The 16076-nt window shown below is 53.0% G+C and carries 13 protein-coding genes; 10 read left to right on the forward strand and 3 right to left on the reverse strand.

The window, feature by feature from the left end:
- Positions 1-113 precede the first annotated feature (113 nt).
- The 3 genes from AC23NW_RS19525 (at position 114) to AC23NW_RS19535 (ending at position 4837) form a co-directional block, all read left to right on the forward strand.
- On the forward strand, positions 114-1634 hold the full coding sequence (locus AC23NW_RS19525) for an arylsulfatase (RefSeq protein WP_487451422.1): 1521 nt from the start codon (positions 114-116) through the stop codon (positions 1632-1634).
- A gap of 79 nt (positions 1635-1713) precedes the next feature.
- Complete coding sequence (locus AC23NW_RS19530; protein ID WP_487451424.1) at positions 1714-3171, forward strand: sulfatase family protein; 1458 nt, start codon at positions 1714-1716, stop codon at positions 3169-3171.
- Positions 3172-3433: 262 nt separating this feature from the next.
- Positions 3434-4837, forward strand: coding sequence for a tetratricopeptide repeat protein (locus AC23NW_RS19535; protein ID WP_487451425.1), 1404 nt, complete (start codon positions 3434-3436; stop codon positions 4835-4837).
- A gap of 197 nt (positions 4838-5034) precedes the next feature.
- Here AC23NW_RS19535 and AC23NW_RS19540 read toward each other — a convergent pair whose 3' ends face one another.
- Positions 5035-6801: a DUF2610 domain-containing protein gene (locus AC23NW_RS19540; protein WP_487451427.1), complete on the reverse strand. Its 1767-nt coding sequence runs from the start codon at positions 6799-6801 to the stop codon at positions 5035-5037.
- A 254-nt stretch (positions 6802-7055) separates the two neighbouring features.
- On the opposite strand from AC23NW_RS19540, the gene AC23NW_RS19545 reads away from it, so the two are divergent.
- Together AC23NW_RS19545 and AC23NW_RS19550 are read left to right on the forward strand one after the other, a co-directional pair.
- Positions 7056-7427 (forward strand): BlaI/MecI/CopY family transcriptional regulator, encoded by a 372-nt coding sequence (locus tag AC23NW_RS19545; RefSeq protein WP_487451429.1) that lies wholly within the window; start codon positions 7056-7058, stop codon positions 7425-7427.
- A gap of 29 nt (positions 7428-7456) precedes the next feature.
- Positions 7457-8806, forward strand: a complete 1350-nt coding sequence (locus AC23NW_RS19550; protein WP_487451431.1) for a M56 family metallopeptidase — start codon at positions 7457-7459, stop codon at positions 8804-8806.
- 41 nt (positions 8807-8847) lie between these two features.
- Here AC23NW_RS19550 and AC23NW_RS19555 read toward each other — a convergent pair whose 3' ends face one another.
- A complete protein-coding gene (locus AC23NW_RS19555; RefSeq protein ID WP_487451433.1) occupies positions 8848-9474 on the reverse strand; it encodes a pyridoxamine 5'-phosphate oxidase family protein in 627 nt (208 codons plus the stop codon).
- A gap of 144 nt (positions 9475-9618) precedes the next feature.
- Between AC23NW_RS19555 and AC23NW_RS19560 the strand changes: the two genes are divergently transcribed.
- Positions 9619-10566: a hypothetical protein gene (locus tag AC23NW_RS19560; RefSeq protein WP_487451434.1), complete on the forward strand. Its 948-nt coding sequence runs from the start codon at positions 9619-9621 to the stop codon at positions 10564-10566.
- A 26-nt stretch (positions 10567-10592) separates the two neighbouring features.
- Positions 10593-11243, forward strand: coding sequence for an NAD-dependent epimerase/dehydratase family protein (locus AC23NW_RS19565; RefSeq protein WP_487451436.1), 651 nt, complete (start codon positions 10593-10595; stop codon positions 11241-11243).
- Positions 11244-11330: 87 nt separating this feature from the next.
- Here AC23NW_RS19565 and AC23NW_RS19570 read toward each other — a convergent pair whose 3' ends face one another.
- On the reverse strand, positions 11331-12413 hold the full coding sequence (locus AC23NW_RS19570) for a Gfo/Idh/MocA family protein (protein WP_487451438.1): 1083 nt from the start codon (positions 12411-12413) through the stop codon (positions 11331-11333).
- 143 nt (positions 12414-12556) lie between these two features.
- Here AC23NW_RS19570 and AC23NW_RS19575 point away from each other — a divergent pair, with 143 nt between their 5' ends.
- From AC23NW_RS19575 to AC23NW_RS19585, 3 genes are all read left to right on the forward strand, one after another.
- The gene (locus AC23NW_RS19575; RefSeq protein ID WP_487451439.1) at positions 12557-13129 is read left to right on the forward strand and encodes a Crp/Fnr family transcriptional regulator; all 573 of its coding nucleotides are present in this window, start codon (positions 12557-12559) and stop codon (positions 13127-13129) included.
- A gap of 74 nt (positions 13130-13203) precedes the next feature.
- The gene (locus AC23NW_RS19580; protein ID WP_487451441.1) at positions 13204-15351 is read left to right on the forward strand and encodes a DAPG hydrolase family protein; all 2148 of its coding nucleotides are present in this window, start codon (positions 13204-13206) and stop codon (positions 15349-15351) included.
- Positions 15352-15502: 151 nt separating this feature from the next.
- The gene (locus AC23NW_RS19585) at positions 15503-15868 is read left to right on the forward strand and encodes a PadR family transcriptional regulator (protein WP_487451443.1); all 366 of its coding nucleotides are present in this window, start codon (positions 15503-15505) and stop codon (positions 15866-15868) included.
- The last annotated feature ends 208 nt before the right edge of the window (positions 15869-16076 follow it).

The raw sequence follows: 16076 nt of genomic DNA on the forward strand, positions 1-16076 counted from the left end.
TGTCCGTGGCTTCGATCAGCCACGGACAACAGCTATTGCGGATTTAAAATCCGCAATCACATAACTTCGGATTTTAAATCCGAAGCAGCCTGTACCTTATCCCCGTTAACCCAATGAAAATCAGCTTTCGTTTACTCAACGTTATTCTTTTCACCGGCCTGACCGTCCTTCTCGCCGCGTATACCCTGCCCGCGCCAACCGCCAGACAGCCGAACATTATTTACATCTACGCCGATGACCTGGGCTATGGCGATCTGGGCTGCTATGGCCAGCAAAAAATCCGGACGCCCCATCTGGACCAGATTGCCCGCGAAGGTATCCGGTTTACACAGCACTATTCCAGCATGCCCGTCTGCGCCCCCGCCCGCTGCATGCTCCTGACCGGCAAACACGCCGGCCATTCTTACATCCGGGGCAATTATGAGATGGGCGGTTTCGCCGATTCGCTGGAAGGCGGGCAGATGCCGCTTTACCCCGGTGCCTTTACAATTGGCCGGATGTTGCAGCAGAACGGCTATAAAACGGCCTGCATCGGCAAGTGGGGACTGGGTATGGCCAACACAACCGGCAACCCCAACGACCAGGGATTTGACTACTTTTACGGCTACCTCGACCAGAAACAGGCCCATAACCATTACCCGACCCACCTCTGGGAAAACGGCAGGCCGGTAGCGCTTAACAATCACTACATTGAGGTGCACCGCAGACTGGCACCGGAAAACGCTACGCCCGAAGGATTTGCCTATTACCGGGGCAATGACTACGCTACCGACAAGATGGCGGATAAGGCCGAAGCGTTTATCCGGCAACACAAAAACGGCCCGTTCTTCCTCTACCTGCCCTTTACCGCGCCCCACACCTCATTACAGGCGCCGGAAGCAGCCGTGAAGGAATACGCCGGTAAGTTTGACGACAAACCGTATCTGGGGCAGCAAGGCTATGCGTCAACCCCTTATCCGCGGGCAACCTATGCCGCCATGATTACCTACATGGACACTAAGGTCGGCCAGATTATGAAACTCCTCAAAGAGCTGAATCTTGACGAAAACACACTGGTCATGTTCTCCAGCGACAATGGGGCAACATTTACGACCGGCGGGGTCGATGCGGCGTATTTCCGGAGTGTCGGTAATCTGCGCGGCCTGAAAATGGACGTGTACGAAGGCGGTATCCGCGAACCGATGATTGCCCGCTGGCCGGGAAAAATCAGGGCCGGGCAGGAGACTGACCATGTGTCGGTGCAGTATGACCTGCTGGCCACCCTCGCCGAGCTGATCGGCCATAAACAGCCTTTCGCCACCGACGGGCTTTCGTTTCTGCCAACCTTGCTTGCCCAACCGGATAAACAGAAAAAACACCCGTTTCTGTACTGGGAATACCCCGAAAAAGGCGGACAGCTGGCCATCCGGATGGGTAACTGGAAAGCGGTCAAAACCAATCTGCGGACCAACCGGAAAGCCCCCTGGGAGCTCTATGATTTAGCGAAAGACGTAAGCGAAACCACCAATATAGCCGCGCAGCACCCTGACCTGATCCGGCAGTTCGATGCGATTCTGGCCCGCGAACATACCCCGACCCATATCAACGAATGGGAAATTATTTCGCCTAAACTTGCACCGGCTAGTGGTAAATAAGCCATTTTCTGAGATTTATACATGAGCCGCTTTGCTCAACAGTCTTTTACGTTGCTTTTTTAACCTTGTACAACCCGCTATGCGTATTATACCCCGGCGTTTTTCACATTTACTGCTAAGCTCATTTGCCCTCATCGGCATCGGTTTTTCGGTCAGTGCCTGGATCAGTAAACCGGCTGCCACACCGCCTAACGTTGTCCTGTTCTTTATGGACGATATGGGTTACGGCGACCTGTCGGTTACCGGCGCACTTGACTATACCACCCCCAACCTCGACCGCATGGCGGCCGAAGGGTCACGGTTTTCCAATTTCCTCGTTGCCCAGGCCGTGTGTAGCGCGTCACGGGCAGCCCTGATGACGGGTTGCTACCCGAACCGGCTCGGCGTTTCGGGTGCCTTCGGCCCCAACTCACCCGTCGGCCTTAACCCGAATGAAGAGACGCTGGCGGAACTGCTGAAAGAGCGCGGCTACACAACCGGCATATTCGGCAAATGGCACCTCGGTGACCAGCAACAGTTCCTGCCGCTCCAGCAGGGCTTCGACGAGTATTACGGCGTGCCGTATTCGCACGATATGTGGCCGCTCCATCCGTGGCAGGCACAGGCCAACTACCCGCCGCTGCACTGGATTGAGGGAAATGACAAAAAAGAGGAAATTAAAGACCTGAACGATGCCGGTAAGATCACGGCATCTATCACCGAACGGGCGCTGGGTTTTATCCGGAAGCATAAGACAAAACCGTTTTTCCTGTATGTACCCCACCCGCTGCCCCACGTCCCGCTGGCGGTTTCGCCAGGCTTTAAAGGCAAGACAGCCAAAGGCTTGTACGGCGATGTGATTACGGAACTCGACTGGTCGGTCGGCCAGATCATGGCTGAACTCAAAAAGCAGAATCTGGACAAAAACACGCTGGTTATCTTTATCAGCGACAACGGGCCGTGGTTCAACTACGGCGACCATGCCGGCTCAACGGGTGGTTTCCGTGAAGGTAAAGGCACCTCGTTTGAAGGCGGACATCGGGTGCCCTGTCTGGTGCGCTGGCCGGGTGTTGTACCGGCAGGCCGCGTCTGTAATAAACTGCTGACGACCATGGACATTCTGCCGACGGTAGCGAAAATCTGCGGGGCACGTCTGCCTAAAAACCGCATCGACGGTGTCGACTGGCTGGCGTTGCTTAAAGGCGATAATGCCATGACGCCGCGTACTAAGTTCTATTACTATTACCGCAAGAACAGCCTCGAGGCAGTTCGGGAAGGCGACTGGAAACTGGTGTTTGCGCATCCGGGACGGACCTACGAAGGGTTCCTGCCCGGACAGAACGGCAAGCCGGGTCAGACAAATGAAAACCACCCGTTTCCGACGGCTCTGTTTGATCTGCGCCGCGATCCGGGCGAACGCTATGATGTCCGCGAGCAACACCCTGAGATTGTAGCCCGCCTCGAAAAGGTAGCCGAAGAAGCCCGCGCCGATCTGGGTGATGACCTCCAGAAACGTACCGGCGCTAACGTCCGAGAACCGGGACGGGTAGCGAAGTAATGTTGTTGTAAACGACACAAAAAAGGAGCATTAAGACTGATCTTGATGCTCCTTTTTTTTATACATAACTGGCTGATATCACTTCGTGTATCTCTTTTCTTCCCTTCTTCGTGGTTTCTCCTGCGACTAATAAACCATTTTCAGCCACCCACCAACAAAAAAGACAAAGAATAACATTTTACTATATGTCTATTAAACAAAATCCTTATTACATTCCCGTCGAATTTAGTAAAACCCATCTCATATCTCTCAGTACTCACTCATGAAACATGTTTTTACCTTTCTTATCGGCCTCTGCTGTCTGGTTCAGCTTGCCTATGGCCAGAGTAATTCCACCTCACTGATGCAGTCGCTGCGTTACCTCAAAACGGGGAATAGTCTCCGCGAGGCACAACAGTACGACAAAGCAGACGAATACCTGACGAAGGCACTTACCGGTGTCAAAGCAGCAAAGCACAATTACTGGACCGCGGCCGTCTACGAAAACCTCGGCCTGCTCGCCCGCGACCGTAATGATATGGTACGTGCCGGCCAATACCTGAACCAGGCCATCGACCTGTATCAGGCAGGCGGGTATACCGTCAGTGAAAAAGTACTGCGGCAAATCCTCAGCGGCCTGAAAGAAACCGAAGAACTCTATGGCGGCATCGACATCGGGGCCAAGGGCGTCAAGCTGTCGGTAGTAGCCCTGAAGTTTTCGCCGGACGGCCATGCGCTCTTCCGGGTCGTGAAGTCGGAAACCCGCAACACGACCCCGATAGAATGTACACCGGCTGTTTTTGCCGAAACGGCTAAAGCCGTCCACATCTATCTGGACTCGCTGATGACCCGCCGCAAACTGACCAAAAATCGGATTTTTGTGGTCGGCAGCAGCGGCCTGCAAACGGCTCTGGTGAAAAACAACAAACAGGCTGATCTGGAAAAAGCCCTGCACGATGAGCTGGGCAGTGCCTGGCCAACCGCCATTCCGTTTATCGACGCCGCCGGTGAAGCCGAACTGACGGTGCGCGGTACGATCCCCCGCCGCGAATGGCTCACCACAAGCACTATCGACATTGGTAGCGGCAACACCAAAGGGGGTTATTTCACCGCCGATAATACGTTCGATTACATTGACTTCCCGGGTACCGTTTCAATGCTGAAAAAAATCCAGGAAGGCGGCAAACCGGTCGATCAGTCGGCGCAGCAGGTATATACCGATGAATTGCAGTCGGTGGTGAAACGCGAAATGGGTCGGAAAGCCGGTTTCCAGAACCGCCAGCGGGTATACATGATGGGCGGCATCGTCTATGCGCTTGTGACGTATCTGCATCCACGTGAGATTAATACCCAGCTGGTTAAGTTTACGTATAAAGATGCTGTGAAACTACAGGAAATGGCTATCCAGAACTACGATGCCCTGACCAACCCCGACCTGAGCGGACTGGATAACGAAGAAGCGATGCGGAAGGCCCAGGCCGACATTAAAACGGTACGGGAAAAGGTCTTTAAACGCGACGAAATCATTGCGGGCGCCACCATGCTGCGAGGCGTACTGGAAGAGTGCCGCCGCAGTCGCCCTGAAGCTAAAGAGTTTATCTTCCCGCGAGGCGGCGTAATCGGCTGGATTTCCGGCTACATCATCCAGTCCATCGAAAAAGAATACCGCGAACAGAAGGCGCAATAGGACTATGATTAACATGATTCAATGATTGAATGATTAGGTGATTGAGTCATTTAGCAAATGACTCAATCACTGCCTTCCGCTGCTCAATCATTTGACTATTCAAGCATCCAGCACTTCAATCCTTTAGTCATAGTAATCATTCAATCATTCAATCACACCAATCATAGTAATCATAGTAATCATAGTAATCATAGTAATCATAGTTTACATTGCTCCTTGAACGACTTGTGGTTGGTCTGGGCGAGGCGGTAGAGGTTAGCGTAATGCTGAACCGTTTTGGCAGGTACCGTTGCGTTGAAAATTTCCTGCAACCGTTCACACTCATCGGAAATCGGGTTGCTGGTATCCTGCGGGAAATCATGGATATACAGCATTACCGGCCGGTTACGACCGGCGATCTGTAGCGGCAACGCATCAATCTTAGCATTGTAATTCATCTGCAACCACTGCGACTGCGACGATGAAATCGTTTCGCGGGTGTAGTAAGTCAATAACCGGAAATAGGCCGGTGCGTAGCCTGTCTGGAAGGCATAGCGGTAAAAACGCTCAGCATTACCCCAACTTTTGCCACTCTGCTTGTGCTCGTACAAATAACCCAGGGCGTAATACAGTAAGCCGGATTGCCCGTTACCCACCCGCAGCGAATCGAGTAATCGCTTACTTTCCTGCTCAGGTTTTGCCAGGTCAACGTTCAGGTTTGTCAGTACTGCCTGCCGCATCCAGTTGTTCAGGCTATCCAGCTGATTTTTCTGAATAGCCGCTAACGCCATGTCTGAGTAATTAACGACAACTTTGGGTTTCTCCGCTGGTGCTGGTTTAGTCTCCACGACCGGTGGCGGTGTTGGCTTCGCTTCGGTAACGGCCGGTTTGGTCTCCACGACCGGCGGCGGCGTTGGTTTGGCTTCAGCAACGACTGGTTTTGTCTCCACGACTGGTGGTGGTGTTGGTTTGGCTTCGGCAACGGCCGGTTTAGTCTCCACAACCGGCGGAGGCGTTGGCTTTACTTCGGCAACGGCCGGTTTAGTCTCCATAACCGGCGGCGGTGTTGGTTTGGCTTCGGCAACGGCCGGTTTAGTCTCCACGACCGGCGGCGGCGTTGGTTTGGCTTCGGCAACGGCCGGTTTAGTCTCTACGACCGGTGGAGGCGTAGCGGCCACTGCTGGTTTAGGCTCCGTGACAACCGTTTTGCCGGCCGATCCCTGATTGGCAGATTTGTAAAAATTCAAAAATGAAACACCTCGCTGAGCCGCAAGGGTATACAACTGGTTAAAACTGACAATCACCTCCGGCGAAGGCGTTACGTTCCGCACCTCTTTTAGCCGCCGGATCTCATCGGCCAGTGGATTAGCGGGGTCAGCGGGCTGGTCTTCCGCAAAAATGTTTACCAGTACCTTCTGCCCGTCCGCCTGTTTGGCGTCGATCGAAAACCGTTTTCGGCCACCATTCAGGTTTTTACGCAACCGCTCTACCTCAGCCGCCGGATTGTCGATCCGTAAGCGGCCGGATTCATATAGTGAAATCAGTTTGTAGGTCGCCGCCGGGTCATTCAGCTGCGCGGCATAACTATACCACCGTTTAGCTTCCGAAAGCTTTGCCGGTCCGCCGTAGCCTTTCTCATTCAGATACCCAAGAGCATAGTAAAAAAAGGCATCGTCCGACTCACTGACCGTTACCTGAAACTGTTTACGAACCTCCTTGTACTGTTGTCTGCGCACCATCGGTATCTGCTCTACCTTCCGGTCTAATTTCAGAACCAGACTATCCGTCATCATACTCCCGTTTGCTGTCTGCCCCGGCAAGGTGTCTGCCTTCATCCGGTTCTCAGGGACCTGCCGGATGCGGGAGGTCAGCGGTGAATAAATCGTTTTCCGGACAATCAGTTCGCGCGGAAAATCCGGAGGCGGGTACGGTACCCCTGGTGGTGTAAACGTAAGAAAAAGCAGCGTAGAGACGGTATAGTACATGATGTTATGATGATTTGCAGAGATAGCCAAACTTAATAATGTTTAGCCTATTTGCGTAATTTCATGGCCACAACCATGTACTATTTTTACAACTACTGTACCATCTCCTTTCGTTAACGCAATCAATCAGCCTGTCAGGTTATTTATTGTCACTATCCGGCGACTCCCCGTCAAAATTTTCCCGAAAAATTGCTATCTGTTTTAGAGAACAGATTTTTATTCTACATTTGTAGAAACAATTCTATACTCGTAGAATGAAACTATCAGCGACCGAAGAAGTATTGATGAATCACCTGTGGGTCATGGAGAAAGCATTCATGAAGGATTTGCTGGATGCCTATGATCCGCCGAAGCCCGCCGCCACCACTCTGGCGACGTTGCTGAAACGCATGACCGACAAAGGCTTTGTCGCCTACCGCGAATACGGCAACTCGCGGGAGTACTACCCGGTCATTACCCGCGAGGCATATTTCGCCAGACACGTGAACGGACTCATCCGGAATTTCTTCAATAACTCAGCGGCTCAGTTCGCTTCGTTTTTCACCAAAGAAACGGATATGAGTGCGAAGGAGCTCGAAGAATTGCGCGCGCTGATTGACCAACAGATCGAAAAGAAAAAAGGATGATCCCGTACCTGATCACGTCCACGCTGTGCATGGCTGCACTCTGGATTTTCTACAAACTTTTGCTTGAGAAGGAAGACTTTCACCGGTTCAAACGGGTTTATCTGTTGGGTAGCCTGGCCGCCGGGTTTATCGTACCGTGCCTTGAGCTGCGTCTGCCGGCCGGGATGCCCGCAACCGATGCCCTGCCCATAGCCGGACTACCAACCCCCACGGAGATCGCGCCGTTTGTGCTCCGGTCAGCGGGGGCCGCGTCTCCTGCCACAGCCGCGCCGTTTGACTGGCAACCAATTTGGTGGAGCCTCTACGGGCTGGTGACCGCGCTGCTGCTCTTCCGTTTTGGCTATAACCTCTACCGGCTGATCCGCAGTACCCGTACGAATCCGACTGTTTCCACCCCTGACGCCACACTGGTGCTTGTACCGGGACTGCCCCTGCCCTACACGTTTCTGCGCTACATTTTTATCAGTCAGGAAGGCTATCGGGGCATGCAGATTGAGCGCGAGCTGCTGACCCACGAACTGGCTCACGTCCGGCAGTGGCACACCCTCGACCGGCTGCTGACTGAGCTGGTGATCTGTTTTGGCTGGTTCAATCCGGTCGTGTATTTCCTCCGCCGGTCCATTGAACTCAACCACGAGTTTCTGGCCGACGAACGGGTAAACCACACCTATCAGGATATTCCGCAGTATCAGCACCTGTTACTGAGCAAACTAACCGTTCAGCCTCCCCTTGCCCTGACGAGTCATTTCATAGTCCAAACCACAAAACAACGATTTATCATGATGCGTACACACACGGGTTCACTGAAGAAAACGGCCCTGATCGGCACCTCCTTGCTGGCTTTCGCCGGTACACTTTTTCTAGGCAGCAGCACCACCACGGCCCAGACACCGAAAGCCGGACAAAAATCGCCGCCAAAGGTCATAACCGCCACCAGCCCCGCTCCCGGCACAAAGCCACAGGAAGTGTTTCAGTTAAGCGAGCTTAATCTGGAAAAAGGGCGCTATTACTCAGCAAAGCGGTCTCCGATAACCGGTCCCCTGAGATACAACCAGTTAAGTCAAGAAGAGAAAGAGTATATTAAAGTTACCAGCCCGCAGCCCTATGAGTTACGGAAAACACCCACACCGGAACAGTTTGAAGACTGGAAGAACCCGAAGAAGTTCGGTATCTGGCTGGACGGCAAGCACATCAAAAACAGTGAGCTGAACAAGTATAAACCAGAAGACATCGTTGCGTTTTCGGGTAGTTATGTCCATAAAAACGCCCGCCAGCCGCAAGGCTATATCTATCAGTTTGACATCATGACGGAAGCTGCTTACCAGAAATACCTGAAAGACTGGAAGGACGGTCCGTTCATTATGATCAAAAAAGACTAACGCAACCGAAACGAGGCCGGTAAATGCCGGCCCCGTTTCGGTTAATATAATGTTTTGCCCATTGCCGGCCGCATGACCGTGTCGTATTCACAGGCATCTACATTCCCTTTTGTGTGAGCCTGCATGATGGTGCCGATGCTGGGCAGATCGCCCTTTTTCAGGAATGTATCCGGATTCCAGACATCGGCCCGCAGCAGCGCACGGGCACACTGCATAAAGGCTTCTTCTACCGTAATCACCAGCACTGTCCGGGGCTTTTTGCCTTCATGCACAAACCGCTCCAGCAGGTCAGGACGGGTACTGATCACCGCTTTCCCGTTCACGCGGAACGTTTCAAACAGGCCGGGAAAGAAAAACAGCAACCCGACGGCCGGATTCTGCACAATGTTTTTCAGGCTGTCGAGCCGGTTATTGCCCCGCCGGTCGGGCAGCAGAATTGTCTTTTCGTCCAGTACTTCCGCAAAACCCGGATAATCGCCGCGCGGCGAGCAGTCGACACCGTTCGGACCAGTGGTGGCCAGCATCATCAGTGGCGACGCCGCAATCAGTTGACGGCCATAGGCATCCAGATAGTCCAGTTGCTTTAATATTACCCGTTCCGTCGGGATATCGTACAGATTCGTCAGCGCCTCAAGCGACTGAACGAGATAAGGGTCAGGCGTTTCCATAACAGACAAACGTTGTTGGACAAATGTACAAAATACCGCTTACCGCCCCTACATATCGTCTGGCATTCCGGGCAACCACTGGTCAGATTTATGATGGGCCGTCCCCGCCGATTGCGTTGTTTTACAACGTTTTTCTTAACTCATATGCACTGGACATCTGCACAACAGGAACAACTACTGGCGGTTATCAGCCAGCGTACCAGCCGCGACCACATTAGGCGGCAACTCACTCAGAGCGAATCACTTGCCAAACAACTCGACGCTGACCTGAAGGCGCAGTACGATAGCTGGCAACGCGAGCAGGCCGACGTTGACCGGCTTCAGCGGCTGAGCTGGGCCAGCCTTTACTACGATTTTCTGAACCGGAAAGAACAGCAGCTGACCAAAGAAGAGGCCGAAGCGCAGCAGGCCCATGCCCGTTTCGACAGCATCAATGCCACGCTGGAAGCCACCCGCGCCCGCTGCCATGACCTGCAGCAGCAACTGGCTCCCTTCAGCACCGTCGACGCAGCGTATGATTCCCTGATCCGGCAAAAGCAAGAGGCTATGGCCCGTCGAACGGATGAAACCGCCCGGCAGTATCAACAACAGCTGGAAGAAACAGAACGTCTGGACCGGAAACAGAAGGAACTTGCCGAAGCAGAACAGGCAGGTAAACTGCTGCTGAATGATGTGTTGCGCCTGAACAAACTGCTGGCCGAAGCCCGCAGCCGTGGCAACTGGGACCTTTTTCTTGACTCGTCGCTGATCTCCTACGCCAAATACCAGACGCTGGACAAGGTCCGCGACCAGACATTTGCGGTCAATCACCGGTTAACATTATTTCAGCAGGAATACGCTGATCTCGGCCGGACAGCACCGCTCAACCAGCTGCTTACCAGCAATACCACCCGGTTTGTCGATATTTTTTTCGACAATATTTTCACAGACTGGGCGGTACAGTCGCGCATCGAAAAGGCACAGTCAGCCGGCCGGACGCTTGAAGACCAGCTGATTCCGGTTATAAAATCAATTCAGGAAGAAATTATACAGCTGAACGCACGGCATACGGAACAATTAGCGCAGCTGAGCGGGTTTCTGGAACAAGCATAATCCCGTTTCACCTAATCACTACGCTCATGAAAATCAGCGCTATCATTACCGGCGTAACCGGCATGGTCGGCGAAGGCGTGCTGCACGAATGCCTGAATGACCCCGATGTTGAGCGGGTGCTCATCATCAACCGCCGCCCGTCCGGTTTCAGTCATCCGAAGCTGAAGGAGATTGTCCACAAAGACTTTTTCAACCTTGCGCCGGTCAAGGACCAGCTGGCCAGGTATAACGCCTGTTATTTCTGTCTGGGGGTATCGTCGGTGGGCATGAAGGAAGATGAGTACCGGCGCATGACCTACGACCTGACCCTGCACATGGCCCGGACACTGGCCCCACTCAACCCGGATATGACTTTCTGTTATGTGTCGGGATCGGGAACGGACAGTACGGAGCAGGGGCGTCTGATGTGGGCGCGCGTTAAGGGCAAGACCGAAAACGACATCATGAAGCTGCCTTTCAAGGCCGCTTACATGTTCCGGCCCGGCTACCTGCACCCTACGCCCGGCCTCAAAAACGTAAATAAGTACTACAAATACGTTACGTGGATGTATCCGCTGCTGCGCAAACTTTTCCCTGGTACCGCCTCTACCCTCGCCGAACTGGGGCAGGCCATGCTGAAGGTGACAAAGCACGGTTATCCCAAACCGATTCTGGAAGTAAAAGACATTCACGCGTAGGGGCGACCCCACGTGGTCGCCCATCATATACCCAAACCCCACGTGGTCGCCCAATATGCTGTTTTGGGCGACCACGTGGGGTCGCCCTTACAGGTAAACCGGCAGGCCCGTCCGGACGGATTCGTCACAGGCAAAGGCAATGCGCAGGCTGTTGACGGCGTCCTGTACGTGGTCTGTCAGGTCGATGTCTTCCAGAATGGCTTTCTGGAAATACAGCTGCTCACGATTGCACAGCTCCTGATGATCAGGCTCGTCCTGCATATCGATCCACTCATCGGCCTTGGTGAACGTATCGTTTTCGTCGAGATCAGCGTAGTGTACCCGCAGCGACTCGGTTTTGGTATGCGAGTCAACGTCATCGGATTTTCCGCTGGCCCCGGCATTTTTCGCAACGATCGACACACAGCCGCGCGGCCCGATCACGTCTTTCACGAAGAACGCGGTTTCGCTCATCATCGGCCCCCAGCCGGCTTCGTACCAACCTACTGACCCGTCTTCGAACCGGATCTGAAGCTGACCATAGTTATAGTTATCAACCGGAATATCATTGGTCAGCCGCGCCCCGATGGCATTCACCTGCACCGGCTTCGAGCGTGTCATCATGCACATGATGTCGATGTAATGCACACCGCAGTCCACAATCGGGCTCAGGCTTTTCATCAGATTCCGGTGCACCGTCCACATAAACCCGTGGCTTTGCTGGTTCAGGTTCATCCGCATCACCAGGGGTTTCCCCAGATCATGGGCCACCTCAACAAACTTAGCCCACGACGGGTGATGGCGCAGAATATAGCCGACCACCAGCTTTTTACCGGCCTTACGGGCTGCCTCGGCGACCCGCTCAGCACCCGCAACCGTGTCGGCTACCGGTTTTTCGATGAATACGTGGCAACCCTGCTCAAACGCCATTATGGCAAATTGCTCGTGCGTATCCGGATACGTCGAAATACAAACCGCGTCGGGTTTGGTTTCGGCAAGGGCTTCGGCATAATCACTGAACAGCGGATAGCCACCGCCCAGTTTTTCGTTGAGTACTTCCTTGCTCTTACCCGTCGAAACGATGCCGCAAATGGAAAATCCGTCCAGCGACTGATACGCCTGCGCGTGCGATGAGCCCATGTTGCCGCATCCGACAACCAGTACCCGCAACGATGTAGTTAATGAAGACATGAATATTGGCTTAAATAGCTTTATGAATCAAAATAAAGAGGTACAGGATTCTACTCCAAATCCATAACGTAATTGAGTTCCCGGAATGCCGCGATACACTTCATGACAATTTCTTTATATTAGTCCTCATCATTTTCTCTTCTATGCAAAAACTGATGAATGAACTGATCCGGTTTGCCGTTGATCAGAAACACTTTGACAATATACTGCCGTTAGGCACCTATGAAAAAGTGAAACCCCAGTCACGACTCATCGAAGCCGGTCAGCTGTGTACGAAGGTTTATTTCGTACTAAGCGGCGGGTTTGTCTGCCGCTACATCAACGAGGCATTTGAGGTCGAAAAAACCATTAATTTCTACCTCGATGATTTCCATCCGTTTATGACCTGCATTGACGGCTTTTTTACAGGCGGTAAAACGCAGTGTGAACTACGGGCTATTACCAACTCCGAAGTGCTGGGGTTCAACAAGCAGGATATCGACCGGCTGATTGCGGAGCATCCGGGGTTGATGCATTCCTACCACGCCCTCGTTACTGACGCCCTGCAAGGCGAAAACGACCTGAAGATGAAGATTATCTCCTATCCGTCGGTCAATCTGTACGACTACCTGATCACCAATCATCCGTCTGTTATTCAACGGGTTCCGTCTAAGTACATTGCTGAATTCATGGGCATTTCGCAGGAATGGCTCAGTAAACTTAAACACCGCATCTGATTTCTTGAATTAATTCAACGTCTGGTCCGCCATGGTCTCTCTAGCTTTGTCAACAAGCAAAAATATGATGAACCATGTCACAGAAAACACCGGGCTATTCCTTAGTTGACTACACAACCCCTTATGCTAAATACTATACTGAAGCCGTTCAGGCTATTCCGGATGGTGTTGCCGACAGACTGCATGGTGGCCCCGCCCCGACAGGTTCACTGCCCGCCTTTACGGATGTCACAGCCCTGAAAGCACCGGGCCACCTCCCCGTCGAAACCGGCTATACGCTGGAATCAAACGGCGCCATCCACGTGGCAATTCATACCTTGATGCCGGCGGTTACGCCTGCCATGATCGACTGGTGGTTTGGCTGGCATGGCTCGAAAGCGAACCGTTATAAACTCTGGCACCCGAAAGCCCACCTGCACGCCGAATGGGCAGACGGCAAAGACGACATTGCTTACATCGGCCGTACATCGCTCATTGATGAATACATCGGCGAAGAGCTGCTGAACGGGGCGATTCAGTTTACCTCACCGACTCTTTTGGGATTCACCCACAATGACCTCAAAGATCCCGGCCAGGTGGTTTATATCTGCGCACGGGTTGGCCATGCCACCTTGCCGGTCGATATGGGTTGGCTGGTACATCAGGTGCGGGCAGTAGAAGGCGGTGCAGAAATGCGGTCGCGGTTCTGGATGGGCGGGCCGTATCTACAGCTACGTAAGGAAGGGGTTCTGGCCGGGATTGCGTCTAAGCTACTCCGGCAATTTAAAAACCCGTCCGAACAGTTTGCCAGAGACCTCCTTACCCACTGCTCGGAAGAAATGAACCATCTGGCATCGTTCCTGCCGCAACTCTATGCCCACATCAATGGCAAACACCCGGAGCTGAAAGTCGAAGGCCGTATTATTACCCAGACCGACAATGAATTCGACCAAATCCTGATGGACTCCCTGTTCAATAAAGTTGATCCGGGCCGGCGACCGTGCAAAATCGTCGAGCCAACATCGGTGCAGGATATCATTGCGACCGTCAGGCATGCCCGGTCAACCGGCAAAAAAATTACAGTTTGTTCGGGCGGACACAGCTGGTCGGCCAACCACCTCCGCAACGACAGCATCCTGATCATGATGGGGGGCTTTAACCAATACGAAATCAATGCGCAGGCAATGACCGCTAAAGCGGGTCCGGGTGTAGGCGGCAGCGTATTGATGGGCGAGTTATTCAAACAGAATCTGTTTTTTCCGGCAGGCCATTGCAAAGGTGTATGCATTGGCGGGTATCTGTTGCAGGGCGGTTACGGCTGGAACGGCCGCAAAACCGGTATTGCCTGTCAAAGCATCACTGGCTACGACATGGTAACGGCCGACGGGGAATTTGTGCATGCCAGCGAAACCGAAAATGCAGATTTGTTCTGGGCTGCACGCGGGGCAGGCGGCGGTTTTTTCGGGGTTGTCACCTGCTTCTACCTCAAGCTGTTTGCCTTACCTAAATACCGCGCCATCATTGTCCATGATTTTTATATGAAACATCTGGAAGCGGTCTACAACTGGGCGTATGAGGTAGGGCCCGCCATCCCCAAAGCCGTCGAGTTCCAGATGATTATGAGCAACCGGATGTTAAATCTGTTCGGTCCGGGCATTGAGGCCATTGCGCCGGTTTTCGCCGATACCGAAGACGAATTTCAGGAAGCGATAAACTTCATGAAAAACAGCCCGATCAAACACAAGGCCTTAATCGCCACACCGGCTATTGACCCTGGTATTGATGCGCTTTACAAAGGGACGATGATGCACTATCCCGACAATCATTACTGGGGCGTCGATAACATGTGGACACACGCCCCGATTGATGACCTGATGCCGTTCATACAGGAAATTGCCCGGACACTACCACCTGCACCGTCGCACTTCCTGTGGTTGAACTGGCACCCCGGCAGCCTCAGCGATAACATGGCCTATTCAAAAGAAGATGCAATTTATCTGGCGTTGTATGCTACCTGGAAATCAGCAGCCGACACCGCTAAATACGGCGACTGGGCAGCACACATGATGCAGAAAATGGCCCACCTCTCGACCGGCATCCAGCTCGCCGACGAAGGGCTGCATAAACGAACAGCGCCGTTTATGTCGGACGACCACCTGCGCCGGTTTCAGGCGATCCGTGCCCAACGCGACCCGAATGCCATTTTCCACGAGTGGCATTCAAAACCGGAACCAGCGGAATGACCGTTGTCCCATTGCGGACGTAATTCTGTCCGGAAGTGGACAGGCAATGTATTCCCTGGTTTTGCCAAAAGCCCGTTTCTGCGCCCGGAACGGGCTTTTGGCGTTTATGGCAAAGCATTTGCTCAGCAAAAGTAGAGTTAATTATTCCGGCATGAAACGAACATATCTGGGCGAGTTTGAAGAAATTGTGCTGCTGACCGTAGCCGTACTGGACGTCGAACGGCAGGCTTACGGTGTGGCCATTACCCACGAGATTATTGAACAGACGGGACGCCCTGTCCGACTCAACCAGATTCACGCGGCCCTCGAACGGCTTGAAGAAAAAGGCATGGTCAAATCAGAAATGGGCGAACCCACGGCCGAACGCGGTGGCCGCCGCAAACGCTTGTTTTCCGTCACTGGATACGGCCGCCTTACCCTTCAGGATATTCAGGAAGTACGGGTCAGTTTCTGGACCCGCCTCCTGAACCCGGTTAAACTCGTAGAGACGCAACATCTTGCGTCTCCGCTGGGGTAACCCACGGTAACCTGAAAAAACTGTAATGCAATGAGACGCAAAATATTGCGTCTCTACGGGGTAACCCACATAACCTGAAAAAATGAGACGCAAAATATTGCGTCTCTACGGGGCAACCCACGGTAACCTGAAAAAAACTGTAATGCAATGAGACGCAAAATATTGCGTCTCTACGGGGTAACCCACATAACCTGAAAAAATGAGACGC

It is taken from the genome of Arsenicibacter sp. R0_47 (assembly GCF_057652235.1).